This is a genomic window from Gardnerella swidsinskii, from assembly GCF_003397705.1.
GTDB classification, from domain to species: Bacteria; Actinomycetota; Actinomycetes; order Actinomycetales; family Bifidobacteriaceae; genus Bifidobacterium; species Bifidobacterium swidsinskii.
This window is the reverse complement of the sequence record NZ_QJVB01000001.1, coordinates 442,953-467,443: the sequence shown is the minus strand read 5'-3', so window position 1 is coordinate 467,443 and position 24,491 is coordinate 442,953. Positions and strand designations below refer to the sequence as shown.

The following is a 24,491-nucleotide window of genomic DNA, read 5'->3' as shown; positions in this document are numbered from 1 at the left end:
GCTACACCCCCCAACTGATTTTCTTCCAATCTTCTATGTGAAAGGTTACAACGTGGTTAGGATGTAAGAAACGCACACAACCTAAATCCGCCAATTTTCGCGCTTAAGCTGCACTTGTCACACTTAGACTTCGGTAAGTTGTATGGTTGGAAGTATGAAATTTGCACCTATAGTTAATCCTGATGCACGAAAAGCAGTACCAAAACCGCTGCGCGTTGATTTGCGAAAGGTTTTTGCTATAGGAACGATCGCGTGGTTAGTCGCAACAATGATTGCGCTTATCGTTGCGTTATTGCATATTACGACTTGGTTTCCTGTGTTGTTTTGCGTATCGGGAACAATTATTGGCGTTCTGCTATTAATCTGGGAACATTTTGACCGCTGGGATTACAGGCGCTTAGGAAAATAGTTTATTGCTGATTTGCTAACTTGCTGATTTGCTAACTTGCTAACTTGCTGCTTATTTATTTGCAATTGGTAGCGCAAAACTTACGGTAGTACCCTGCCCCGGCATACTCCAAAGCGTAATATTTCCGTGGTGCGTAAGTGCCACATGCTTAGCAATTGCAAGCCCTAAACCTACACCATCCTGGCTTTGACTATTTTGATTATTCGCACGATAGAATCGTTCAAAAATTCGCGACTGATCTTGCAAATCAATGCCAACTCCGCGATCTACAACACGAATCACAGCGTATTGACCATCTGTTGAAAGTGACGCAGATAGCGAAACTGTAGAATTTTTTGGAGAATACGTAATTGCATTCTCAACTAATTTCCGCACTGCAGCTTGAATTTGCGAAATTTCACCGCGCACGCATAGGTGCGAATCGACTTTTGACACGACGCGTACGCAACAATCCTTAGCAAACGCAGCAACTTGATTTTGCACATACGACAAAACATCATTCAAAGAAAATACTTGCGCAGAATCTAAATCAATAGGATTTTGAGCGCGAACCAGCCATAACAAATCTTCAAGCATGTGCTCAAGTTTCTTGGAAGATTTACCGGCAATTTGCGCAATATCTTTAATTTTTTGCGCAGATACCTGTTCGTTTTGCAAAACTTTCGTAAGCTGAGTTAAGTTGCGAGTAGATCGCATTAACTGCTCAGAAACGTTGGAAATAAAGTCGTCGCGAGTTTGCGCAAAACGGTGAGCTGCACTCGTATCCTCAATAATTACAACTACAATACCGCCTCCAATGCTTCCAGCCGTAACAGTAAGCCAATTAGGGCGCGAAACAGTGGTTGACTCTTGAGGATTTGCGGTTATTGACACATAACGCTCAGGGGTCGAAGTAACCAAAGAGAAGCGCTCGAATCCGCCAGAAGCGCGTACGGAATTAACAGCTTGAAGAACGCGAGGCTGACATAGCGAATCATCGCTAACAACACCTAGCAAATAAGCTTCAGAACTTGCGCGAATTACGTCATTGTTGGCATCAATGACAACAGTTGGCATGTCGAGCATTGCCAAAACTTGGGACGCGTCGTCGCTGATGTCGTCGCTTGCGTTGTCGCTGATGTCGTCGGTTATGTCGTCGCTTTCGTCATACTTTGCGCCATACCTTGCGCCACGAATATAATTAAACGCTCGCTTAAAAAGACGCAAAACTGTAGAAAACCAATCAGACATCAACACACACAACGAAAGCACAACGCACAACGCAAGCACGCCGAAAGCAACAAATACAACGATCACAACCGCAGAAGAACCTTGAGGCATACTCCTATAATCTCATATTTTGCGCGCTTTTGTAACTATGCAACTAAAAAGCGGCAGAAACTTTACACGGCTGTAAAGTTTCGGTCGCTTCGTTACCAGCGTCGTCTATAATTACATAGGATGCCTGACTTATAGCGACGTGCAAACTAGGCGTTCAAATAAACTCACAGCACTGAGAAAGGACGCACCATGCGAGTAATTTTCAACGAAGAAATGAAGGCGATTGCTTCAAACATCGAACGCATGGCAGAACTTGTAGCAAAAGCTATGAACGATGCTGGAAGCGCGCTTTTAAACGCGGATTTGGAAGCTGCTCAAACTGTTATCGATAAAGACGCAGACTTAGACGCTTTAGAAGCAAACACTATTGACCAATGCTTGACTTTGCTTGCTCGTCAAAACCCTGTGGCAACGGACTTGCGCGAAGTTGTAGCTACAATGCGATTAGCTGCAACGTTTGAACGCATGGGCGATTTAACAAGTCATATCGCTCAAATTACTAGACGAACCTGGCCTGAATCTGCTATTGCACAAGAAGGACGCGAAACTATTGTTGCAATGGTTGATTTCTTGCGCGAACTGTCAGGTCGCTTAACGACCATGGTTGCAAATCGCGACGTGCAAATTGCGGAAACTATTATTGCTGGCGACGATGCGCTCGACAAATTGCACGAGAAGATTTTTGAGCTGGTAGAAGGCGAAAATTGGAAGGGTACACGCAGGCAGTTAATTGATGTCGTTCTGCTTAGCCGCTTTATTGAGCGAATTGGAGACCATTGCGTTGCTGTCGCAAGGCAAATTGTGTTTATTGTTTCCGGATTCGATCCGTCCAAGAAACCAGAGCCAGATAAAGACACTGTTGTAGCGTAACGCGGTTACAGCAAAACACGCTACGCAATTTCAAGTTGCCCAAAGTGCGCATGAAAATAAAAGTAAACAAAAAGTAGGTTTGCAAATTAATTGCAAACCTACTTTTATTTTAAAAGCTAACTTAAGCGCTCCAAAGCCAGCGAATCAGAATCTCACTTCTGACCCTGAGCAGCCACAGCGGCAGCACCGGCAGCAGCAGCTTCTGGATCCAGATACTCACCGCGAGGCTTGATTGGCTTGAAGTTCTCATCCAACTCGTAAAGCAGAGGAATAGCGGTTGGAATGTTCACCTTGGAAATCTCTTCCTCGCTCAAGTTATCGAGCATCTTAACGATTGCGCGCAAGCTGTTGCCGTGAGCAGCAATCATTACAGTCTTGCCGGACTTAAGCTCTGGAATAATATCCGACTCCCAGTAAGGAGTTACGCGAGTCACAACGTTTGCCAAAGCTTCAGTTTCTGGAACTGGATCGCCTGCGTAACGAGGATCATTCGTCTGAGAATACTCATCGTTTGGATCAATCTCAGGAGGTGGAGTTGCGTAAGAACGACGCCAAATCATGAACTTCTCATCGCCATATTCCTGACGAATCTCAGACTTGTTCTTACCTTGCAAAGCACCATAATGACGCTCGTTCAAACGCCAGCTGCGACGAACTGGAATCCACAAGCGGTCGGCTGCATCAAGCGCGTAATTCGCGGTATTGATAGCGCGGCGAAGCAAAGAAGTGAACACGATGTCTGGAAGAACGTTCTTCTCTTTAAGAAGCTCGCCACCATGCTTAGCTTCCTCAACACCCTGCTCAGTCAGCGGTACATCAACCCAACCAGTGAACTGATTGGTCTTATTCCATGCGCTCTGACCATGTCGGAGCAATACTAATTTGTATGTCATAATTACCTAGTCTATTAACGCCTTACGACGACAGACCCAAATGCTCCAAATGTGTTCTAACGCTCGCATTATAAGCGCTCGCTACGAAACTCGCGTTGGAAGTCCACTGGACTTCCAACCTAAGCGAGTTCCCGCTCCGAGTTGCTTTCGCGCGCTAAATCGCAGCGCTCAAGCAGGTCGTCGCGCACATTTGGAACATATGGCAACAAATAAACCTCCAAACGTGAGCGCACTCTCTCACATTTGGAGCACAACAACCTCATCGCATACAAAAAAGCCGCTGAATGTTAACCAACATCCAACGGCTTTATATCCCTTAAAACTTACCAACTAGCGAAGTGGCTTCACGAGTGGGAACGTAATCGTCTCGCGAATAGTTGCGCCCGTAAGTGCGATTAGCAAGCGGTCAATTCCCATTCCCATGCCGCCAGCAGGAGGCATGCCAACGCCGAGAGCCTCAATGAAGTCCTCGTCAATATCCATTGCCTCAACGTCTCCAGCCAAAGCATCTTTAGCTTGAGCAACAAAGCGCTCGCGCTGCACAACAGGATCGTTAAGCTCGGAGTAGCCGGTTGCAAGCTCAAAGCCGCGCACGTACAAATCCCACTTTTCAACCATTCCCGGCTTTGTGCGGTGACCCTTAACAAGAGGGCTGGTCTCCACTGGGAAGTCACGCACAAACGTTGGCTCATAAAGCTTATCCTCGTAGAAGTGCTCCCACAAGTGCTCAACCAACTTGCCGTGATTCTCCACTTCGTCGCGCTCAACGCCAAGCTTGTCTGCGATTGCGCCCAAATGCTCAACAGAAGTCTCTGGCGTAATCTCCTCACCCAAAGCCTCGCTAAGCGAGCCATACATGGTGATTTGCTTCCATTCGCCGCCAAAATCATACTCTTCGCCATTAAGCAAAGTCACCTTAGTGGAGCCGAATGCGTCTACAGCAGCCTTTTGGATCAGCTCTTTAGTAAGAGCGCCGATCGTATCGTAAGTGCCGTAAGCCTGGTATGCCTCGAGCATTGTAAACTCTGGTGCGTGAGTTGCATCCACGCCTTCGTTTCTAAAATCACGGTTGATTTCAAACACGCGGTCAATGCCGCCAACCAAGCAGCGCTTCAAGAAAAGCTCTGGAGCAATACGCAAGTAGAGATCAATGTCGAAAGCGTTCATGTGAGTTGTAAACGGACGAGCAGCAGCACCGCCGTGAACCGTTTGCAACATTGGAGTTTCGACTTCCAAGAAGTCATGACTGTCGAAAGTGCGGCGAAGCGAAGCCACAGCGCGCGAACGCCTGCGAACCATATCGCGAATCTTCTCGTCCGCAATCATGCCAATATAAGGCTTGCGCGTACGAGTGTCGTCGCTTAATTCCTTATGCAAAGCCGGAAGCGGCTGCAAAGCCTTAGCCGCAATCGCCCACTCGGTTGCAAATACAGAAAGCTCGCCAGTCTTAGAAGAAATCACGCGACCACGAACGTACAAGTGGTCACCCAAATCCACCATCTGCTTAAAACTTTTAATGGACTCCTCACCAATTTCCTTCTTGGAAACCATCGCCTGAATCGTAGTACCGTCACCGGCAGAAAGCTTAACAAAGCACAAGCCGCCAGCGTTACGCAAGAAAAGCACGCGACCTGCAATACCAACCTCGGTATCGGTTTCTTCGCCAGCTTCAAGCTTGCCATCGAAATCAGCACGCACCTTTTCGATTGTGTCAGTAACGTTAAGATGCACAGGATAAGGCTGCACACCCTCCTTAAGCATCATTGCACGCTTAGCAACGCGCATCTGTACCTGCTCAGGATGAGCTTGTGGCCCAAATTCTTTATTGCTTGGGTCGATTGCTTCATCCAAGGTTGCGCCTTCGTTTACGCGCTTGGCGATTGCCTCGTCTTGAGCGAGTAACATTTCGGCATGTTCAACAGTGTCAATTTCATTGACGGTATCTGTTGCTTCGTTTTCTGCTGCATTTTTATCGGCAGATTCTGCGGCACTTTGCGCGGCAGACATTGCAGTATTGGTGTCAGTCATAAACGCTAATTGTAGCCAGTAGGTAATACAGGTTTTATACGCGACTTGCAGTGCTAATTTGCGATATGTTTACACAGAAGCTGTAGCGATAATTTGTAATATGTTTACAAAGGAATTCCGCAGCTTGTACGCAATATACTTGCGCGGGACTTACTTTGCGTGACTTGCTTTGCGCGACTTGCACACGCTTTACAATAATTTGTATTAGCCAACCTGTAACATTACGGACGTTGTTGGAACTTTTATGCGCATATGCTTTCGCGAGTTTCAGCATCGGGCTGTAGCGCAGTTTGGTAGCGCGCTTCGTTCGGGACGAAGAGGCCGCGGGTTCAAATCCCGCCAGCCCGACTTTTGATTTCCAGAATCACCCCCCCCCACAATTCCGACGTTTCCTATACAAGGCTGTAAAATTTCTGCCGAATTAAGGCGCGTAGGCGATATTTCCTTTACACGTGCGTAAAGTTTCTGCCGCAATTTGGCGTGAAAGCGGCAGTTTCTTTACATGGCTGTAAAATTGAAGTCGATTGATTGTGAACAAGCGCAATAGCAAGGGGCTTTGATGGAGGACGCTGCGCAATTTTATAACGAGCTTGACGAAATGTTCGCGAATCACGCGAGCGCAGACGCGATTGAAACGTATCTTTTGCGAAAACTTACCGAAGCCAATCCCCTGCAACTGTCTATTCTCAACGAACTCATGGGCTTTTACCGTTCGCGCGGAGAGCACACAAAAAATCAGCCAATCATCAATCGCGCTCTAAATCTTGCAAACAAAATGCAATTAGCTGGCACCGAAGCTGGCACAACTACGCTAATTAACGCTGCTACTAGCCTCCGCACGGCTGGCGACTACGATCGCGCCGAAAAAATTTACACTCAAGCTCTTAACGAATCCGCTGAAACGCTCGGCACTAAAAACCGCAAGCTTGCCGCGCTTCACAACAATCTTTCGATGCTTTACAGCGAAACCGGTCGCACGCATGATGCAATTGAGGAGCTTAATCAGGCGCTTGAAATTTTGCAAAATACGAGCACGGATCCTGAGCGCGACATCGATATTGCCGCCACGCACACGAATCTTGCGCTTGCGATGCTGCAGGAGTGTACGAAGGAGTGCTCGCATCCCAACACCAGCACGAACAGCAAATCCGCAACTCTTGAATCCGCTTTTGAACACGCTTCGACCAGCGTTCGCATGTATATTGCGGGAAATAACGAAAATCAGCCGCACTACGCTTCTGCATTGGCAGGTTTTGCGCAAGTACAGTGCGCGCGCGGCGAGTACGCTCAAGCGGAGGAGAGTTACAGTAAGGCACTTGATTTGATTGCGAGATGCTACGGAAAAGATAGCGAATCTTACGTGATTACGACGGAAAATTTGCGGCAGACGCGCGAGTTGGCAGAAAAAGTTACGGAAGAATCTATAGAAATTCAAGAATCATCAAGCCAACAAACAGAAAACCAACACGCAGCAAACAATAACCCAGCAAACAATAACATAAAAACCGGCATGCAATTAGCACAATTATACTGGCAAACTTACGGAAAAGCACTACTAGCCAATCCAAAATTTGCGAAATACAAAAATCGCATTGCAGCCGGATTAGTTGGTCACGGATCGGAATGTTACGGTTTTGACGACGAGATTTCGCGCGATCACGATTTTGGACCAGGCTTCTGCTTGTGGCTTACCGACGAAGATTACGCGGAAATCGGCGCGGATTTGCAGGCTGCTTACGACGCACTTCCGCGAAAATACGCCGGTTTTGACTCTCGCAACGAAACGCCGCGCGCAAAATCATGCGAAAGCAGCAAACGCGTCGGAGTATTTCGCATAAGCGAATTTTTCGAAAATTTAACCGGCTTCCCCACTGCTCCAAGCCAAAACGAGCCACACTTATGGCTATCATTAAACGAGCCAACGCTTGCAGCAGCAACGAATGGCAAAATTTTCGCGGATCCTCTTGGAAAGTTCTCAAAGGCGCGCCAAAGCTTCAAGCTCATGCCGGACGATGTGCGAATCTCACTAATCTCGCGCAGACTTGGCATGATTTCGCAAGCTGGCCAGTACAATTTCCCACGCATGATCGCGCGCAAAGACGCATCCGCAGCATGGCTTTCTATCAACGAATTCGTGCGCGCAACTGCTTCCCTCGTTTTTCTGCTCAACAATCCTGTAACCGCAGGCTACTTGCCTTACTACAAGTGGCAGTTTGCGGCATTGCGCAAGCTCAGCAATCGCATGGCATCTAGGCTTCCGGAAGTATGCAGCAAACTTGAGTCGGTAATGCGACTTTCTTCCGCTGCATGCTTTGGCGGAGACGGTTCCGGCGGAGACGGTTTTGGCGAAGGCGGCAAGGGCGCTGGACTTGCGCAAAAGCAAGTTACGCAAATAATTGACAGCATTTGCGAAGATATTGTGCGAGAATTGCAATATCAAGGCTTAAGTGATTGCAGCGAAACTTTTTTGGAATGGCAGCGGCCGTACGTTGAAGCACATATTCACTCGCGTGCTGCGTGCTTAAGGAGCTTATGATGTGCGATTTATCGGCAACGAAAGCGCAAAATCCAAAAACGCAAAATCCAAAATCAGAAAAGCTTGCGGAAGCGCAAAATCCGAAAACGCAAAAGCTTGCGGAAGAAATCACTAAACTCGAGTGGGATCAGTTCCAGCTTACAGAAAACGAAGGCGGACGCGCGAATTGCCAAGGAAACTGGCCAACTTTTCACATTATGCGCATGAGTCAGTTTTTGGCGTGGCCGCTTGATTTGCAGGAGTCTTATAAACAGGATCTTGAGCGCGTGAATAGCGATGGACGCAATTTGATTACGGAAAAGTATGCGCGAATGATGGAGTCGACTGCGCCGGAAATTTTTGAGCGCACGATTAAGCCTTATATTAAGCCAATTTTGGAGCCTAGAAAAAGCGCGCAGGAGCAGATTATTTTAACGCAAGTCGAGTGGGCTGCGGATTTTCGCAATCGCTACCCGCATTTAGGTCTTGCGATGCGCGTGCTTAAAACTAGCGAAGATACGGCAGAGAATACGTCTTTTGAAACGTATTTGCGAGGCGAATTAAGCACGTATTCTGACGCAACTTTCGCTAAATACCAGCGTTTTGTACATAACTTGCGTGCGGAAAATCTCAATCTTACGCAAATGATTATTGCGAATACCGTGCACATGTATGGCTACGATTCGCTCGAAGCGGCCGAGCGCGCGCAGATTAGAAATGCAGCTTAAGAATAAAGCAGCGACACTGCAGAAGCTGCGCGAGAGTCACTTTCAAGAAAAAGCGCGGAAGCAGCGGAAAGACCGGTTTGTTGCAAAAACGTGCGGTAAAGCATTACGTCAGGTTTGCGCAAATGCGTTTCGTAAGATGCACAAACGCCGTTAAGCTCGCTGAGTATTGGGCAAGTTTTGCGCGCGCAGTTTAACCAATCGCAAGAAACGTTACCAAGTGCCCACACGCGCACTCCGCTCGCAATCAACTCACGCGCCACAGCCGAAGCATCCGCGCGCTCGCCAGCAAAACCGAGCTCGAAACGCTCAAAATACAAGCGATATAGCCACGTAACTGCCGGACCGTGATGCTCATCAAACGAATCCAACGCGCGACTCCGACTCCACCCAGCCTCGCGCAATGACTCGTGAAACTCAAATCCCCACTCAGGCTCGAAACTAAAGAGCACTTCCCCAATAAAATCCGGATAATCTGCATCCAGAGTGCGGCGCGCATCCCAATCCACAAGCAATTGCAAGTCGAAAACAACGTCAGTTATTCTGCGCAAAGCATACTCGCGGATACTATTTTCGCGCACATCACTTATTTCGCGAATATCACAGATACCGCTTGCACTAACTGCCTTTATTTCAGCGCCCATAATTCCCACTTGTGCAATACGTTGCTCTCAAAACAAAACAGCAAAACAGAAACAACACACAAACCAAATACTCACACAGTTGGCGGAATACCAGCACTCATTGACGCATCGCCAACTACGCCAGAACCGTACATTCCTGCAGCAAAATTCGCTTGCAAACTGTTGAGATTGTAGCCAAGCGCCTCAAGCTGCGCGCGACCGTCCTCATTAATGTTTTCAACGCTCCAACGCGGCTTCCACGTCCAATCAATACGAAACTCTTCCACCAAGCCTGCGAGCGCATTCGCACACTCATCCTCAATCAATTCAGTTAACGGACATGCAGGCGTAGTAAGCGTCATAGTAATAATTGCGCGCCCAAGCTCATCAATTTCAATACCATAAACCAAGCCTAAATCAACCACGTCAATGCCAAGCTCAGGATCCACAACATCGTGTAAAGCGTCTAAAATATCATCTTCTGTAACTCGGCCAATGTCATTCGCGCTTAAATTCGCAGGATGCGTTTCATACATCACCTCAGATGCCGATTGATTTTCTGCCATAATATTCCTTGCTTTTACGTTACATAAAGATTTTATAGTTCTTTCATAGCCTTTGCAATGCTGTCTTTTAAGCCTTCCCACGCCAAAAGCGCGCACTTAATTCGCATTGGGTAGCGCGATACGCCTTGCAAAACCATTGCATCTTCCAGCGCATCTTCGTCCTCTTCGCTTTGCAAACCTTCTCCGCGAGATTCCATAAGTTTGTGGAAAAGCGCGTCTAATTGTAAGGCTTCGTCAACTGATTTTCCCTCGACTAGATCAACCATCATTGAAAGGCTTGCTTGCGAAATTGAGCAGCCGTGACCATCCCACTTAATACTTGATACTATTGGTGTTTCGTCATTATTTGCGCTGCGTGAAAGCTCTACTCGCATGGTAACTTCGTCGCCGCAAGTTGGATTGAATTGGTGCGATTGACCTAAAGCAGAGTTTTCGTCAGATGTAACAGCGCAACTTTCGTGAGCATTATTTAAGGTAATTTCGGCAGATTCTGTATTTTTTGCAGATTCAGTAGATTCTTGAGTTTCTTCCTGCAGCTCCGCTTTTGCGAGCGCGTCCGTGCTTTCGAAATGAGTTTTGCCATGCGGATTTCGCGCAGCATCCAAAATCACTTCTTGATACATGCTTTCCAAGCCGTCACCAGCCGCATCTGAAAAACCAGCGCCCGCACCAAAACCAGCGCCCGCACCAAAACCCATATCAAACATACGCACTCCTTACCTACTCGCTAACTCGCTAACAACATTTAATCACTTATTTGCTTCATAAACGATCCACCGCATGAAATACTCCACAACTTTTCTTAAACAGAATAATCAACTTCATCAAGTCTATGCTTTATATTTTTAAATTCAATTATTTCAAATATTATTTTCAAACAATCGTAGTAATAACCACAAGAAATAAGTATTTAATAGTGTTGTATATGTGATATAATAATAGAAGGTCTTTTGATTGAAGGCTTCCAAGTGCCGGGGACGTTTTCCCCGGCTTTTGTTTTACTTACTTAGCAGTGTAGTTGGGTTATAAGTCAAAAAGTTGGGGAAAGTATGAGAGAACTTAGCATATTCATAGATGAATCAGGCAGCGATAACTTATCGGACTATTATTACATACTAACTATCGTACTTCATGACCAATCAAATAATTTAGATTATTCGATAAAACTTTACGAAAACTCACTTAAGCAAAAACACCTTCCTAATATACCCTTTCATGCTTCACCTCTTATGAACAAAAAAGATAATTATAAATGTTTAGATATGTCTACAAGAAAAAAATTATTGCAATCATTTAGAATATTCTTCAGGCACGTTGAAATTCATTACCATACTTTTGTATACACAAACAGAAAATACGAATCAACAAGTCAATTGTCTGCAGCAATGCGCAAAGATTTAATTAATTTTTTATTCGACAATATGGAATATATGCAACAATATGAAAAAATAAAAATATACTATGACAATGGTCAGCAATCAATAGTTAATGCAATACACAAAGCAATGGAATATAGTTTGTCAAAAAATGCGACCATATACAGATACGCAAAACAATCACAGTATCGTCTAGCACAAATAGCAGATTACATTTGCATGGTAGAACTTACAAAACTCAAATACGAAAATAAACACATAACAAAGACAGATGAAAAATTTTTTGGTTCGTGGTCTGACTTTAAAAAAGGCATATTAAAAGAAACAAGGCATAAAGCTATTGAATAAAACAATGCATGCTGACTCGTCAATTTGCTTGACTAACTTGCTAACTCTCCAACTCGCTCGCTAACAATATTATGCGCCAAAGTAGGCGCGAACGTGTGAGACTGCTTCAACAAGCGCGCGAGCTTCGTCAATCGTGTTGTAAACACCAACGGAAGCGCGATTCGAAGCATACACGCCAAAATGACGGTGAATCGGCTGAGCACAATGGTGTCCGACGCGAATCGCAATGCCCTGCGCGTCCAAAAACTGGCCAACATCATGCGGATGCACGCCTTCAACTTCAAAAGCAACTGTGCCAATTCGCTGGCTCAAATCAGTTGGACCCAAAACGCGAACGCCTGGAACATCCCGTAATTTTAGCAATTCTGCAGCAATTTCCTGCTCATGCTCTGCAACTTTATTCATACCCACCGCGCGCAACCAATCCGCTGCAACTCCGGCCGCAACCATTTGCGCAACCGGCTGAGTTCCAGCCTCAAAACGGTAAGGCGCATCCATGTATTGCGCCGGCTTGTTAAGCCACGCAAGCTCTACCATTGAGCCGCCGAAATTCGCCGGCGGAAGAGCGTTCAAAAGCTCGCGGCGACCATACAAGAATCCAACTCCTGTAGGACCATACATTTTATGCGCACTAAATGCCGCAAAATCAACGTTTAAAGCGTGAAAATCAACCGGAATATGAGGCACTGACTGGCATGCGTCGAGCACAAAAATCGCACCAACTTCGTGAGCGCGCTTGCAAATCGACGAAACATCCGTAATCGCGCCAGTAACGTTGCTAATATGCGTAACTGCAACGATTTTCGTGCGCTCGTCAATAATTGTTCGCAAATAATCCGCGTCCGTGCGCACGCGGCCGTCCTCTGTTACGTCAATCCAACGAAGCTCCGTTCCAGTGCGAAGAGCCAGCTCTTGAAATGGTAGCAAAACAGAGTGATGATCTGCGCGAGATACGACTATTGAGTCGCCTTCTCGAAGCGCAAAATTTTGGCGGAAATCAGCAGAATCATCGCTGTCTTTTTTGCAAATTCTCGCCTTCGCACTAGCGTTACCAATAGCAGTTGCGAGAAGATTAAGCGCGCCGGTCGCGCCCGGAGTAACAATAATTTCCTCGCTGCCAGCGTCCGCGCAAGCTCCAACGAGACGCGCAACTTTCGCACGCGCTTCTTCGAACGCAACCGTGGAAAGCGCCGCCAACTCATGCGCTCCCCTGTGCACACCAGCGTTAATTGTTTCGTAAAACTCTTTTTCGGCATCGATTACAACTTGCGGCTTTTGCGAAGTAGCTGCAGAATCCAAGTAAATCAAGGGTTTTCCGTGCACAGTATCGTGAAGCGAAGTGCCATGAACTGTGCGACTTAAAATCGGAAACTGCGAGCGCAAATCGCTAAATTCTCGCATAATATTTTCTTCAGTCACTGTAGTCATATTCTAAGCCGTTAGTTAAAACTATTATTTTATGAACCACGCTTAAGCCAGCGCCGACTCTGTTGCACCTTCCGGCAAATACTTGTCGTAGCCTTCTTCTTCCAGCTCGTCCGCAAGCTCCGGTCCTGCCGTCTTTACAAAGTGACCTTGCGCAAAAACGTGCACAATATCCGGCTTAATATACTTGAGGATTCGCGTGTAATGTGTGACCATCATAATGCCCAAACCGGTGTTTTCCTTGGCGCGATTCACGCCTTCTGACACAATTCGAAGAGCGTCAACGTCGAGTCCGGAATCAGTTTCGTCCAAAATCGCAAACTTTGGTTTCAAAAGCTCTAGTTGCAAAACTTCCGCGCGCTTCTTTTCGCCGCCAGAAAAGCCTTCGTTTACAGAACGCGACGCAAATTTTGGATCCATTCGAAGCTTTTTCATAGCCTCGCTAAGTTCTTTCACCCAGCTTCTTAAAGATGGAGCTTTGCCTTCGACTTCAGTTTTTGCAGTGCGAAGGAAGTTCGTCATAGATACGCCCGGTACCTCTACTGGGTATTGCATTGCGAGGAATAATCCAGCTTTTGCACGCTCGTCAGGAGTCATTTTCAAAATATCTTCGCCGTCGAGAAGAACTTGACCCGAATCTACTTCATACTTTGGGTGTCCTGCCAAAGTGTAGGCAAGAGTAGACTTTCCAGATCCGTTAGGACCCATGATTGCGTGAGTTTCGCCAGAATTAACTGTAAGATTTACACCTTTTAAGATTTGCTTACGACCTTCTTTTGTTTCTACAGAAGCGTACAAATCCTTAATTTCCAAAGTTGACATGTTTTTCTCCTATTCTTCCGTTCTTGCAAGACGGCGCTCAATTGCCTTCATTAAGTGATCGACAATTTCCGGAACGCCAATTTCTTCAATAAGCTCGTTAAAGAATCCGCGCACAACAAGCTTTCTGGCTTCAATCTCACTAACTCCGCGCGATTGCAAGTAGAAAAGCTCTTCGTCGTCAAATCTGCCGACTGAACTTGCGTGACCGGCACCAATAATATTGCCGTTTTCAATTTCCAAATTCGGTTCAGAATCAGCAATTGCTCCAGGAGTGAGCACCAAATTACGGTTCAACTCGTACGAATCTGTGCCAGGAGCTTCCGGCTTAATAAGCGCGTTTCCAACCCAAGTTGAATGCGCACCCTTTCCTTCCAAGGCACCCTTGTACACTACTCGCGACTTGCATTCTGAATAGTTGTGCACAACCATCGTGCGGTGCTCAACATGCTCGCCTGGATCCACAAAATACATGCCGAGCATGTTCAAATCACCCTGTTCGCCACCAAAATCCTGATCCATGCGAATGCGCACAACATCTCCGCCAAGAGTGACCATCGTGTGGCGAAGCGAAGCTCCCTCACCAACGTGAATACGCTGATTTCCAACGTGTTTACTGCCCGAATCCCACTCTTGAATAAAGGTAGTAGAAACGTGCGCGTGCTTTCCGAGGATGATTTCCACACCTTCAGCAAGTTTTGCGCAGCCGGTATGTTCGATAATAATGTCAGCATTCGAGCGAGAATCCGCTTCGATTACTAAGTGCAATGCGTCAAGCGTATTAACATTATCACCCTGAATTTTCAGTACGATTGGCTTTTTGATTTCGCCAGATACGTGAAGCACGTATGCAGATTTCGCTGTATTCCACGCGACTGCAGCTACACGATCAGACGGCTTCATATCGGTATGAGGAGCCTCGTTTTTCGGCTTTACTTGCAAACTTACGGAACCGTCGCTACCAACGTAAGAATCATCCAATGCAGCTCCACCAACACCTTCAAGAGTTACTTGAATACTATTAGATGGTTCAAAACGCTCGAAAAACTCGGAAATTCGCTCAACTGGAGTATATCGCCAATCTTCCTGCTTTCTAGTTGGAATCGCAAAATCTTCCACATTAAACGAGCGCACGGATTTATCTGCGCTAGAAGGCATTGCTGCAGGAACCGCATACGGATCATTAGGGTCTGCTATAGGAATATTAATTTCTTTTTCCGTCATTTTATTGCCTAAATTCTCTTTTAAATCTTCGCTCATCAGCCCACGGATCCTTCCATTTGCAACTCAACTAAGCGATTCAACTCAAGCGCGTACTCCATTGGCAGCTCGCGGCTAATCGGCTCCACGAAGCCGCGAACAATCATGCCCATAGCCTCTTTTTCTTCAAGCCCTCGACTCATCAAATAGAAAAGCTGATCCTCCGAAACCTTGGAAACAGTGGCCTCGTGAGCCATCGAAACGTCATCTTCGCGCACGTCAACATGCGGATAAGTATCGGACCTGGAAAAATCGTCAACAAGCAAAGCATCGCACACAACAGACGAACTAGAGCCCTTCGCACCCTTAATAATCTTCACAAGACCGCGGTAAGCTGAACGTCCGCCGCCGCGCGAAATCGACTTAGCAACAATCGTAGAACTCGTGTGAGGAGCTAAATGAATCATCTTCGCACCAGTATCTTGATATTGTCCGCGGCCAGCAAAGCTCAAAGACATAGTTTCCGCTTTTGCGTAAGGCTCGGCAAGAATACAAGCAGGATACTTCATAGTTGCCTTGGAGCCGATGTTTCCGTCAACCCACTCCATTGTGCCGCCCTCGCGCACGTAAGCTCGCTGAGTTACCAAGTTATACACGTTATTCGACCAGTTTTGCACTGTTGTGTAGCGCACGCGAGCATGCTTTTCCACAACAATTTCAACGTTTGCAGCGTGAAGCGAATCCGTTGAATAAATTGGAGCCGTGCAACCTTCAACGTAATGCACATAAGAGCCTTCGTCCGCAATAATAAGCGTTCGCTCAAACTGACCCATGTTCGGCGTATTAATTCTAAAGTAAGCTTGAAGCGGAATATCCACGTGCACGCCTTTTGGAACATACACGAACGAGCCGCCACTCCAAGCCGCGGTGTTAAGAGCCGCAAACTTGTTGTCGTCAACTGGGATCACGGTTGCGAAATACTTTTTTACAAGCTCCGGATACTTTTGCACTGCCGTATCCGTGTCAACAAAAATCACGCCTTGAGCTGCCAAGTCTTCGCGAATCGAATTGTAAATAACTTCCGACTCGTACTGTGCTGCAACGCCTGAAACTAAGCGCTTTTTCTCCGCTTCCGGAATGCCTAAGCGATCGTAAGTTTTGCGAATATCTTCCGGCAAATCGTCCCAAGTTTTTGCTTGATCGTGAACCGGGCGCACGTAGTATTTAAAATCGTCAGCGTCAAAACCGCTTAAATCCACGCCCCAATCCGGCATTGGCTTTTGCAAAAACGCGCGGTAGCCTTGCAAGCGAAGATTTAGCATCCACTCCGGCTCGTTTTTATCGGCAGAAATTGCGCGAACAACCGACTCGTCAATACCCTTTTTTGCAGCCTCGCCTGCAGCGTCCGAATCGTGCCAGCCGTAATTGTAATCGCCAAATTCAGCAACAATCTGCTCGTCTTGGCGGATTTTCTCTTCGTTTACGCGAGCGCGATCTGCCACATACTGGCTCATTTCAACGTCTGCAGCTTTATTTTTTGCTAGATTACCATCGCTTGCTGCAACGCTTGTATCGCCAGTAACGCCAGTATCATTCATATTGCCAGTATCGCTCATAAAGTCTGTAACACCTCCATACTTAACGCACACCTGCGCGCGGTACGTATCAATTGGCAAAAGCTGCTCCCCAAGCGCTACTTTTGCACTCTCCCCACTCAATTATCACCTATCTAAGGTTACCTCGTAATGCGATTTCTTGGTATAGCCGTGTTACGCGCAAAACGTAATGTTTATCACAATCTAATAAAACAAAAACGGCAGAAACTTTACGCGCGTGTAAAGAAAAGATCGGTTGCGAATGAAAAAGCGGCAAAACTTAGGAAAACCCAGTCTTACCGCTTATTTCTATTTACTTAATTCTTACTTAAGCCTTACTTATCAGCCTTACTACTAGCAGCAGCTTCCTGATGTTCCAGTGCTGCCGCAACCAATCCAGCAAACAGTGGATGAGGCTTAGTTGGACGAGACTTAAACTCTGGATGAGCTTGAGTTGCAACATAGAATGGGTGAACACTCTTAGGAAGCTCCACAAACTCAGTCAAATTACCATCTGGGCTTTGGCCGCTAATACGCAAGCCAGCTTCGCGCAAACGATCCTTATATGCCACGTTCACTTCATAACGGTGACGGTGACGCTCAGTAACATGCGTAGTGCCGTAAAGCTCAGCAACAATAGAGCCTTCTTCAAGCGTTGCAGGGTAAGAGCCAAGTCGCATTGTGTGACCCATATCTCCCTTACCGGCCACAATATCCTTCTGCTCTTCCATAGTCGCGATTACTGGATCGCCACAATCCTTCTCGAACTCTGTGGAATTAGCATCCTCAAGTCCAAGCACGTGACGAGCGTACTCAATAACCATGGACTGCAAGCCAAGGCAAAGACCAAGCGTTGGCAAACCGTGCTCGCGAGCGTAACGCAAAGCGCCAATCTTACCTTCAATACCGCGAATACCGAAGCCGCCTGGAATAACCATGCCGTCCATCTGGTCAAGAGCCGCAGCTGCACCTTCTTGAGTTTCGCACTTGTCGGCAGCAACCCAGCGCACGTTAACTTTAGCCCAGTTTGCAAAACCGCCAGCCTTAATAGCCTCGGTAACAGAAAGATAAGCATCCGGCAAATCAATATACTTTCCAACGATTGCAATGTTTAGCTCATGCTTTGGATGATGCACGCGCTCAAGCAAATCTTCCCACTCGTTCCAATCAACATCGTGGAATGGAAGCTCAAGCTCGCGAACAACGTAAGCGTCCAAGCCCTCGTTGAACAAAATCTTCGGCACATCGTAAATGCTTGGAGCGTCAACGCAGTTCACAACGCCTTCAGCATCGACATCGCACATAAGCGAAATCTTGTCTTTAATAGCCTGATTAAGCGGACGATCGGAGCGCAAAACAAGCGCGTCTGGAGAAATACCAAGCTGACGCAGCATCATCACAGAATGCTGAGTTGGCTTAGTCTTCAACTCGTGCGCTGCAGCAATATAAGGTACCAAAGAAACGTGCACAAACATGCAGTTTTCAGGACCTAAATCGCGACGAACTTCGCGAGCAGCCTCCAAAAATGGCTGGGATTCAATATCGCCAACTGTGCCTCCGATTTCCGTAATAATCACGTCTACATCGTCGGAAGCTTGCGCGCGCATACGCGACTTAATCTCGCCAGTAATATGCGGAATAACTTGCACGCACTGACCCAAATATTCGCCAGCGCGCTCCTTACGAAGCACAGATTGATAAATCTGACCTGTAGTTACATTCGCTTTCTGGCTTAAGAAAACATCGAGGAATCGCTCGTAATGACCAATATCGAGATCTGTTTCTGCACCATCTTCCGTAACATAGACTTCGCCATGCTGGAATGGGTTCATTGTACCCGGGTCAACATTGATATAAGGGTCAAGTTTTTGTTGTAATACATGCAATCCGCGACTGCGTAAAAGTCGACCTAAAGATGATGCTGTAAGGCCTTTTCCGAGGGACGAAACTACGCCACCTGTGACAAAAATATGCTTTGTAATATGCTCCTGAGAGTTACCATGTTGTCTTCTAACCATGGAACTCCATGGTATCTTCGAGCCTCGACGCTGGGTGTTGATTCGCAAAAAATCGAACAAAATCAAACAAGATGCGCAACAGCTTCCAAAGCGAGCTTATAGCCGTATAATCCCATGCCTGTAATAGTGCCGGTTGCAACAGGACTAATTACACTAATTTTACGAAAAGCATCGCGCGCAGCAGGATTAGAAATATGCACTTCCATGAGCGGAACTCCAGCATCCAAAACCATGTGAGCAGCGTCCGCGAGCGCGTAACTGTAGTGTGTAAAAGCGGCAGGATTCATAACAACAGGCGTATGAGTATCGGCAGCTTCGTGCATCCAGTGAACCATTTGCGCTTCGTCGTCACTTTGGCGCACTTCTACTTCAAACCCAAGTTCCGCACCCCACTTTTCGCATTTCTCGCGCAAAGTTTCAAAGTTCTCACTACCGTACACGTCCGGCTGACGCACGCCTAAACGACCTAAATTCGGTCCGCTTACAACAAGCACTTTTTTTGTATGCTGATTTTCCATTTTTACCTCGCAAGATTAATTATTTTTGCTTATAAACGCGCTCAAAAGCTTCACGAACAGCTTCAATAGGCGGATTGTCTAAATGCATAGGATTAGAAATACCATCCAAAATTACGAAACGTAGCATGTTGCCGCGCGCTTTCTTGTCGCGATGCATAAGGTTAAGCACACACTCAAAAGCAGCATCCGCATCTTTGGCACACTGCCACGAAGTTGGCAATCCAAGCGAATCCAAAAGCGAACGATGATACGCAACGTCTCCCGCATCCAAATATCCTAAAATTTGCGCAAGCTCCGCCGCAAAAACCATGCCAACAGCTACAGCGTTTCCATGACGCCAACGGAAGTGCTCAATCTGCTCAATAGCGTGACCAAGCGTATGCCCGTAGTTCAAAAACTCGCGCAAACCCTGCTCTTTTAAATCGCTCGATACGTGATACGCCTTTACTTTAACTGTGCGTTCAATAAGCTCCACGAGCAGTTCATGAAGTTCGTTATTATTTTCTAAATCATCCCCATTAAATTCACGCAAAAGCCTTGCGTTATTGGCATCGCTAAGAATCTTCAAAATTTCGCCGTCGCGAATAAAACCAGATTTTGCAACCTCGCCCAAGCCTTCAATAAGAATATCGTTTGGAAGAGTTGCAAGCGTAGAAGTATCTGCTAAAACGCCAGCTGGAGTGTAAAAGCTGCCGACTAGATTCTTTCCAGCATCCGTATTAATACCAGTTTTACCGCCCGTAGACGCGTCAACCATCGCAAGAAGCGAAGTAGGGCAGTTTACATAGCGAATTCCACGCATCCAAGTTGCAGCAACAAATCCAGCGACATCCGTTGCTGCTCCTCCGCCTAAACCAACAATTGCATCCGAACGAGTAAAACCAGCTTCTGCCAGGTTAGCCCACAATCCACTTGCAACTTTAATAGTTTTTCCAGCTTCTGCATCCGGAATTAACATGTCGAAAACTTCGTAACCAGATTGGCGCAAAATAGTTCGAGCTTTGTCGCTATGACGCTGAACAGGTTGCGTGTGAACTAACGCCACTTTAACTGGCTTAGTTCCAAGCATTTGCGGCAGAAGTTGCATTGCACCGTCACCAATTCGCACATCGTATGGTTCAATTCCTTCACCTGTTACGTGCACAATACGTTGCATAATCATGCTCCTTAATTTTTCTGCAGCCATATACGGAGTCGAACCTTTTGTTTGCATGTGGATATTCGATACCGCTCTAAAAACAGGGTCTCTCTGCTCAAATAATTCCATCCAACGCTTTTGCGCATCTTCTCCAGAAAACATAGGACGATTATTATTCCAGCTTGCGCGCTCAATAGCCTCTTTAGCATTGACTTGCAAATACACAACGCGACCGCCACAGCGCATATACTCACGCAAAACTTTTTGAGTTTCTTCACGCATAGGCGCACCGCCACCAAGCGAAACTATTCCCTTTGTAGAATCTTCTATAGGTGTATCTCCCAAAATTGCCTCTCGCACTATGCGAGCTTCTATTTTACGAAAAGCATCCTGGCCATATTCCTCGAAATATTGCGGTATTGACATATCAATATCGCACTCGATCATGTCATCTGTATCATAAAAAGGCAGATTCATAAGATGCGCAACTTCGCGGCCAACACGCGTTTTTCCAGCAGCAGGCATGCCAATAATAACAGCTAGCGGAAGTTTAGTGTTGCTCATTTCATATTCTCCGGCCAGGAAGCTACGTAAGACTCCACATTTCGGCGCGTTTCTTGCAAAGAATCTCCGCCGAATTTTTCCAAAGCATACTTAGCTAAAGTAAGCCTTACCATCGCTTCTGCAACTACAGAAGCAGCTGGCACAGCAGTGAAATCGGAGCGCTGATTAATAGCTTGAGCAGCTTCGCCAGTAAGCACATCCACTGTGCGCAAAGCGCGTGGAATAGACGGAATTGGCTTCATCGCAGCGCGCACGCGAATAATTTCGCCGTTCGACATTCCGCCTTCAATTCCTCCAGCTCGATTAGTAAGACGCTTAATTTTCCCGTTTTCGTCTGTTACCATTTCGTCGTGCGCGGCCGATCCGGGGCGATCTGCTTCTGCAAAACCGTCGCCAATTTCCACGCCTTTAATAGCCTGAATTCCCATAATCGCGCTCGCGAGAGCCGCATCCAAGCGACGATCCGACTCAACGTATGTGCCAACTCCTGCAGGCATGCCGTAAGCAAGCACTTCCACTACTCCACCGAGCGTATCTGCATTTGCTTTTGCTTCGTCGATGCGAGCCATCATTCGCGCTTGCGCATCTTTGTCGAGAGTGCGAACTGGAGAAGCATCCAAAGCAGCAACATCATCTGGTGTTGGTAAAGCTAAACTTTTGTTAGTGTATTCGCCGCCGATGCCGATAACATGCGCAACTGTGCGCACGCCTAAAGCTTGCTGTAAAAACGCATCAGCAATAGCACCCAAAGCAACGCGCGAAGCTGTTTCCCTAGCGCTCGAACGCTCTAAAACTTCGCGAGCATCATTAAAACCGTACTTGCGCATGCCAGTTAAATCCGCATGCCCTGGACGAGGGCGGCTCAAAGGAGCATTTCTGCCAACTTGCTCAACCTCGTGATCCAAAGGATCTGCACTCATTACTTCGGTCCACTTTGGCCACTCTGTATTCGCGATTTCTACAGCAATCGGAGAACCAAGCGTTACTCCGTGACGAACTCCAGTTAAAAGACGCACTTTGTCTTGCTCAAACTTCATACGCGCGCCACGACCATAACCAAGGCGACGGCGAGCAAGTGCCGAAACTACATCGTTGCTAGTAATGTGCACGCCAGCCGGCAAACCTTCAATCATGGCTACTAATGCTTCACCGTGCGACTCCCCTGCCGTTTGCCATCTAAGCATGCCATTTCTCCATTCTCAAGTAATTTACGCGTCTAAATACTTTACTCTACTAACTACCAAGTATTGAGCAGGTTGTTATTGACAGCAATGCTGCGAGTATTGCAGATATTGCTTCTACTGGTACGAATGGTATTGATACGTTAGTTGGCGAACAGATTTTGCAGTAAATTTTCCATAGCAAAAGCCAAAGTAAGCCAACTGCTCCAATTAAAGCGAACCAATAAATTAAGCAGTCAAAGCCGAATAATATCAAGGCTTGCGCAATCATCGACGCGCTCGTAACATCTCCGAAACCAATAGCATTTTTTGCGGAAATTTTTCGCATACCCCAGTAAATTACAAAAATAATTACGCAAGAAATCCAGCCGAAAATAAGCACGCTAATATTTCTAAATAAAATAATCGAATATATGAGATTCGCAAAAGATTGAAAAATTCCTGCAATAACAACCCAAAGTCTTGGCACTACGCGACTTTTTATGTCAGTTGCGCAAACTGAAATTAAACATGTGAGCGTTGGCAGCACCGATAGTATCGTAATAATTAATTGCTTCATTAAAGCAGATTACGAAAACTTGCGAAACTGTTACAACCTCAAAACATATATGTGGTTAAAAGCTATATTTTTATTTAACAGTTTAGTTGCCTTCAGGATTGTTGCGCTTGTACTCGTCGCGGAATTTCAAAAAGTCGTCTTTGTTATCCGCAAACTTCGTTTCGCCAGTTTTCAAATTCGTGGTGACGAAGTAAAGCCACGGACCGTCTTGAGGCTTAATAGTAGCAAGAAGAGCGTTGTCTCCAGCAATGCCAATAGGCGTAGGAGTCAAACCCTTATGAATACGTGTATTATACGGATTATTTGCATCGTCAAGCATTGCTTGCGTGAGTTTAATAGGTTTTACTCCCGCGCCGTAACCAACAGTAGAATCCATTCCTAACGACATATCTTTTGCCAAACGGTTCAGTATTACGCGAATAACTTTGCCATAATATTCGCGATTATTCACTTCAGCTTCGGCAATAGATGCCATAATTAAGGCTTTTTCTCTATCTTTACCTTTAGGAATTCCAAGAGAATCAAGTTTTTCAATACGCTTTTTTACCATTGCGGAAAGAATAGCATCCGCACTTTTCATAGCTTTTACGTTATAAACTCCAGGCTCTAGCCAGCCTTCAACACTACCGTTTGCTTCAGCAGGCAGAATTCCTGCAGCACCATCAGCTAACGCAGCCTTGAATTTATCTAAACTTATTCCAGATAATGTTGAAGCTTTTTGCAAAACGTCTGCTGCGTGATCCCCTGCACGAACTTCAAGGAATCCGCCTGCTTTTGTTTGATCTGAAAGAATATCAACTACATCAATAGCAGCCATATGTTTTTTCAGTGAGTAAACGCCAGGATACAAAATTTTATTATTTGCAGAAACAGCTGAAGTAAAAGCTGATTGAGATTTAACAACATTTGCCTTAACTAATTTGTTGGCAACGCTAATAGCACCCTCGCCGGTGTCAATAGTAAACTCAACCGTTCCAAAGCCTGGGCCTGGCCAATCTGCAACAGACTCGCTATTTTGAGATAATTTCCACGCGCGAACCGCACTGTATCCAAAATATCCAACAACAGCTAATACGAATACGAGCAGAATAGATAAAACGACTTTTGCTCTACGCCTGCGTTTTTTTGCTTCAAGACGAGCTTTAGCACGTTTTCTGGAGCTAACAGTCGAAGACTTGTATTTAGAAGAATTAGATGATTCTGACGACGGCTCGCCATCATGCTCAGTCCACTTTGCATGTTTGTCAAAAAATTCATCAAAATTGTCAGACACGCTATTCTCCTCTTCGCTATTTCTGCTTTTATTCGATTTTCAAAACTACTCTGCATTATTTGCGTCAAGCGCAGACTGCAAAATCAACACTGCCGACTGCTGATCTACCATTGGACGATGCTTTTTAGTAGAAAGATCCGCTTGCAAAAGCTGACGATGAGCACTTACTGTTGTCAAACGCTCATCTTTCCAAACTACTTCTGGCATATAATCCAACGCCCAATCTTTTTCGTCATGCAATATTTGCATGCGTTTTATTAGATTCTTCCCCCAGCGCAGAGCTTTTTTAGCAGATTTTCCTTCAGTGCCATCAAGTTGCAAAGGCAAGCCTATAACAACTTTTTCTACATTGTTATCTTCAATAACTTCAAGCACTTCATCTATAGCATGGAAGGAATCTCCAAACACTTGCACATTACCAATAGGATGTGCAAAGGTGAGACCAGGGTCGGAAAGTGCAAGTCCGACCCTTGCGTCACCTAAATCAATACCTAACCACACCATATTTCGTGTTGCTTTTGGTATAGA

General features: G+C 46.1%; 22 protein-coding genes and 1 tRNA gene. 6 read left to right on the top strand and 17 right to left on the bottom strand.

Going from position 1 to position 24,491, the window contains the following annotated elements:
* The first annotated feature begins 142 nt into the window (after window positions 1-142).
* Entirely contained in the window at window positions 143-409 is a 267-nt protein-coding gene (locus D0T18_RS02180; RefSeq protein ID WP_103013927.1) for a DUF2530 domain-containing protein, read from the top strand.
* Window positions 410-460: 51 nt separating this feature from the next.
* On the opposite strand, the gene D0T18_RS02175 is transcribed toward D0T18_RS02180, so the two are convergent.
* Window positions 461-1,729, bottom strand: a complete 1,269-nt coding sequence (locus D0T18_RS02175; RefSeq protein ID WP_116440380.1) for a sensor histidine kinase — start codon at window positions 1,727-1,729, stop codon at window positions 461-463.
* A 189-nt stretch (window positions 1,730-1,918) separates the two neighbouring features.
* Between D0T18_RS02175 and phoU the strand changes: the two genes are divergently transcribed.
* Complete coding sequence (gene phoU, locus D0T18_RS02170; protein WP_004105212.1) at window positions 1,919-2,599, top strand: phosphate signaling complex protein PhoU; 681 nt, start codon at window positions 1,919-1,921, stop codon at window positions 2,597-2,599.
* 152 nt (window positions 2,600-2,751) lie between these two features.
* Here the strand turns inward: phoU and D0T18_RS02165 are convergent, their stop codons facing one another.
* Together D0T18_RS02165 and lysS are read right to left on the bottom strand one after the other, a co-directional pair.
* A complete protein-coding gene (locus D0T18_RS02165) occupies window positions 2,752-3,492 on the bottom strand; it encodes a phosphoglyceromutase (RefSeq protein WP_004112459.1) in 741 nt (246 codons plus the stop codon).
* A 330-nt stretch (window positions 3,493-3,822) separates the two neighbouring features.
* A complete protein-coding gene (lysS, locus tag D0T18_RS02160) occupies window positions 3,823-5,520 on the bottom strand; it encodes a lysine--tRNA ligase (protein ID WP_116440379.1) in 1,698 nt (565 codons plus the stop codon).
* 274 nt (window positions 5,521-5,794) lie between these two features.
* On the opposite strand from lysS, the gene D0T18_RS02155 reads away from it, so the two are divergent.
* The 3 genes from D0T18_RS02155 (at window position 5,795) to D0T18_RS02145 (ending at window position 8,763) form a co-directional block, all read left to right on the top strand.
* Window positions 5,795-5,868 (top strand) — tRNA-Pro (locus D0T18_RS02155).
* 211 nt (window positions 5,869-6,079) lie between these two features.
* Window positions 6,080-8,056, top strand: coding sequence for a DUF4037 domain-containing protein (locus tag D0T18_RS02150; RefSeq protein WP_116440378.1), 1,977 nt, complete (start codon window positions 6,080-6,082; stop codon window positions 8,054-8,056).
* Window positions 8,053-8,763 carry a DUF4125 family protein gene (locus tag D0T18_RS02145; protein WP_420870289.1) on the top strand — a complete coding sequence of 237 codons (711 nt, stop codon included), beginning with the start codon at window positions 8,053-8,055 and terminating at the stop codon, window positions 8,761-8,763. Before D0T18_RS02150 ends, D0T18_RS02145 begins: the two co-directional genes overlap by 4 nt.
* Here the strand turns inward: D0T18_RS02145 and D0T18_RS02140 are convergent.
* The 3 genes from D0T18_RS02140 to sufU all read right to left on the bottom strand — a co-directional run bounded on the left by D0T18_RS02140 (window position 8,760) and on the right by sufU (window position 10,656).
* Complete coding sequence (locus D0T18_RS02140) at window positions 8,760-9,404, bottom strand: HAD family hydrolase (protein WP_205411947.1); 645 nt, start codon at window positions 9,402-9,404, stop codon at window positions 8,760-8,762. The genes D0T18_RS02145 and D0T18_RS02140 overlap by 4 nt on opposite strands.
* A gap of 71 nt (window positions 9,405-9,475) precedes the next feature.
* Window positions 9,476-9,949 carry a metal-sulfur cluster assembly factor gene (locus tag D0T18_RS02135; protein WP_004110664.1) on the bottom strand — a complete coding sequence of 158 codons (474 nt, stop codon included), beginning with the start codon at window positions 9,947-9,949 and terminating at the stop codon, window positions 9,476-9,478.
* A 32-nt stretch (window positions 9,950-9,981) separates the two neighbouring features.
* Window positions 9,982-10,656 (bottom strand): Fe-S cluster assembly sulfur transfer protein SufU, encoded by a 675-nt coding sequence (sufU, locus tag D0T18_RS02130; RefSeq protein ID WP_116440375.1) that lies wholly within the window; start codon window positions 10,654-10,656, stop codon window positions 9,982-9,984.
* A gap of 342 nt (window positions 10,657-10,998) precedes the next feature.
* Here sufU and D0T18_RS02125 point away from each other — a divergent pair, with 342 nt between their 5' ends.
* Window positions 10,999-11,673 (top strand): DUF3800 domain-containing protein, encoded by a 675-nt coding sequence (locus D0T18_RS02125; RefSeq protein ID WP_116440374.1) that lies wholly within the window; start codon window positions 10,999-11,001, stop codon window positions 11,671-11,673.
* Window positions 11,674-11,742: 69 nt separating this feature from the next.
* On the opposite strand, the gene D0T18_RS02120 is transcribed toward D0T18_RS02125, so the two are convergent.
* The 11 genes from D0T18_RS02120 to ruvX form a co-directional block, all read right to left on the bottom strand.
* Entirely contained in the window at window positions 11,743-13,074 is a 1,332-nt protein-coding gene (locus tag D0T18_RS02120; protein ID WP_162861130.1) for a SufS family cysteine desulfurase, read from the bottom strand.
* A gap of 69 nt (window positions 13,075-13,143) precedes the next feature.
* Window positions 13,144-13,920 carry a Fe-S cluster assembly ATPase SufC gene (gene sufC, locus D0T18_RS02115; protein ID WP_004110671.1) on the bottom strand — a complete coding sequence of 259 codons (777 nt, stop codon included), beginning with the start codon at window positions 13,918-13,920 and terminating at the stop codon, window positions 13,144-13,146.
* Between the two features lie 9 nt (window positions 13,921-13,929).
* Window positions 13,930-15,177: a Fe-S cluster assembly protein SufD gene (sufD, locus tag D0T18_RS02110; RefSeq protein WP_116440372.1), complete on the bottom strand. Its 1,248-nt coding sequence runs from the start codon at window positions 15,175-15,177 to the stop codon at window positions 13,930-13,932.
* Window positions 15,177-16,631, bottom strand: a complete 1,455-nt coding sequence (gene sufB, locus D0T18_RS02105) for a Fe-S cluster assembly protein SufB (protein ID WP_196218462.1) — start codon at window positions 16,629-16,631, stop codon at window positions 15,177-15,179. Before sufB ends, sufD begins: the two co-directional genes overlap by 1 nt.
* 416 nt (window positions 16,632-17,047) lie before the next feature.
* Window positions 17,048-18,730 (bottom strand): CTP synthase, encoded by a 1,683-nt coding sequence (locus D0T18_RS02100; RefSeq protein WP_076002658.1) that lies wholly within the window; start codon window positions 18,728-18,730, stop codon window positions 17,048-17,050.
* 62 nt (window positions 18,731-18,792) lie between these two features.
* Entirely contained in the window at window positions 18,793-19,248 is a 456-nt protein-coding gene (locus D0T18_RS02095; RefSeq protein WP_004110700.1) for a type II 3-dehydroquinate dehydratase, read from the bottom strand.
* 19 nt (window positions 19,249-19,267) lie between these two features.
* Window positions 19,268-20,950, bottom strand: coding sequence for a bifunctional shikimate kinase/3-dehydroquinate synthase (locus D0T18_RS02090; protein ID WP_004110702.1), 1,683 nt, complete (start codon window positions 20,948-20,950; stop codon window positions 19,268-19,270).
* Window positions 20,947-22,134 (bottom strand): chorismate synthase, encoded by a 1,188-nt coding sequence (gene aroC / locus D0T18_RS02085; RefSeq protein ID WP_012913896.1) that lies wholly within the window; start codon window positions 22,132-22,134, stop codon window positions 20,947-20,949. The genes D0T18_RS02090 and aroC overlap by 4 nt, the downstream gene beginning before the upstream one ends.
* 49 nt (window positions 22,135-22,183) lie before the next feature.
* Complete coding sequence (locus D0T18_RS02080) at window positions 22,184-22,690, bottom strand: peptidase A24 (protein ID WP_162861118.1); 507 nt, start codon at window positions 22,688-22,690, stop codon at window positions 22,184-22,186.
* Window positions 22,691-22,772: 82 nt separating this feature from the next.
* On the bottom strand, window positions 22,773-23,963 hold the full coding sequence (gene mltG / locus D0T18_RS02075; RefSeq protein ID WP_012913894.1) for an endolytic transglycosylase MltG: 1,191 nt from the start codon (window positions 23,961-23,963) through the stop codon (window positions 22,773-22,775).
* A 45-nt stretch (window positions 23,964-24,008) separates the two neighbouring features.
* Window positions 24,009-24,467, bottom strand: a complete 459-nt coding sequence (gene ruvX / locus D0T18_RS02070; RefSeq protein ID WP_004110340.1) for a Holliday junction resolvase RuvX — start codon at window positions 24,465-24,467, stop codon at window positions 24,009-24,011.
* Window positions 24,468-24,491: the final 24 nt, after the last annotated feature.

Excerpts from the sequence above, each read along its gene's own strand:
- D0T18_RS02180 (WP_103013927.1), top strand. The coding sequence starts at position 143 with ATGGTTGGAAGTATGAAATTTGCACCTATAGTTAATCCTGATGCACGA.
- D0T18_RS02175 (WP_116440380.1), bottom strand. The coding sequence starts at position 1,729 with ATGCCTCAAGGTTCTTCTGCGGTTGTGATCGTTGTATTTGTTGCTTTC.
- phoU (WP_004105212.1), top strand. The coding sequence starts at position 1,919 with ATGCGAGTAATTTTCAACGAAGAAATGAAGGCGATTGCTTCAAACATC.
- D0T18_RS02165 (WP_004112459.1), bottom strand. The coding sequence starts at position 3,492 with ATGACATACAAATTAGTATTGCTCCGACATGGTCAGAGCGCATGGAAT.
- lysS (WP_116440379.1), bottom strand. The coding sequence starts at position 5,520 with ATGACTGACACCAATACTGCAATGTCTGCCGCGCAAAGTGCCGCAGAA.
- D0T18_RS02150 (WP_116440378.1), top strand. The coding sequence starts at position 6,080 with ATGGAGGACGCTGCGCAATTTTATAACGAGCTTGACGAAATGTTCGCG.
- D0T18_RS02145 (WP_420870289.1), top strand. The coding sequence starts at position 8,053 with ATGATGTGCGATTTATCGGCAACGAAAGCGCAAAATCCAAAAACGCAA.
- D0T18_RS02140 (WP_205411947.1), bottom strand. The coding sequence starts at position 9,404 with ATGGGCGCTGAAATAAAGGCAGTTAGTGCAAGCGGTATCTGTGATATT.
- D0T18_RS02135 (WP_004110664.1), bottom strand. The coding sequence starts at position 9,949 with ATGGCAGAAAATCAATCGGCATCTGAGGTGATGTATGAAACGCATCCT.
- sufU (WP_116440375.1), bottom strand. The coding sequence starts at position 10,656 with ATGTTTGATATGGGTTTTGGTGCGGGCGCTGGTTTTGGTGCGGGCGCT.
- D0T18_RS02125 (WP_116440374.1), top strand. The coding sequence starts at position 10,999 with ATGAGAGAACTTAGCATATTCATAGATGAATCAGGCAGCGATAACTTA.
- D0T18_RS02120 (WP_162861130.1), bottom strand. The coding sequence starts at position 13,074 with ATGCGAGAATTTAGCGATTTGCGCTCGCAGTTTCCGATTTTAAGTCGC.
- sufC (WP_004110671.1), bottom strand. The coding sequence starts at position 13,920 with ATGTCAACTTTGGAAATTAAGGATTTGTACGCTTCTGTAGAAACAAAA.
- sufD (WP_116440372.1), bottom strand. The coding sequence starts at position 15,177 with ATGAGCGAAGATTTAAAAGAGAATTTAGGCAATAAAATGACGGAAAAA.
- sufB (WP_196218462.1), bottom strand. The coding sequence starts at position 16,631 with ATGAGCCAGTATGTGGCAGATCGCGCTCGCGTAAACGAAGAGAAAATC.
- D0T18_RS02100 (WP_076002658.1), bottom strand. The coding sequence starts at position 18,730 with ATGGTTAGAAGACAACATGGTAACTCTCAGGAGCATATTACAAAGCAT.
- D0T18_RS02095 (WP_004110700.1), bottom strand. The coding sequence starts at position 19,248 with ATGGAAAATCAGCATACAAAAAAAGTGCTTGTTGTAAGCGGACCGAAT.
- D0T18_RS02090 (WP_004110702.1), bottom strand. The coding sequence starts at position 20,950 with ATGAGCAACACTAAACTTCCGCTAGCTGTTATTATTGGCATGCCTGCT.
- aroC (WP_012913896.1), bottom strand. The coding sequence starts at position 22,134 with ATGCTTAGATGGCAAACGGCAGGGGAGTCGCACGGTGAAGCATTAGTA.
- D0T18_RS02080 (WP_162861118.1), bottom strand. The coding sequence starts at position 22,690 with ATGAAGCAATTAATTATTACGATACTATCGGTGCTGCCAACGCTCACA.
- ruvX (WP_004110340.1), bottom strand. The coding sequence starts at position 24,467 with ATGGTGTGGTTAGGTATTGATTTAGGTGACGCAAGGGTCGGACTTGCA.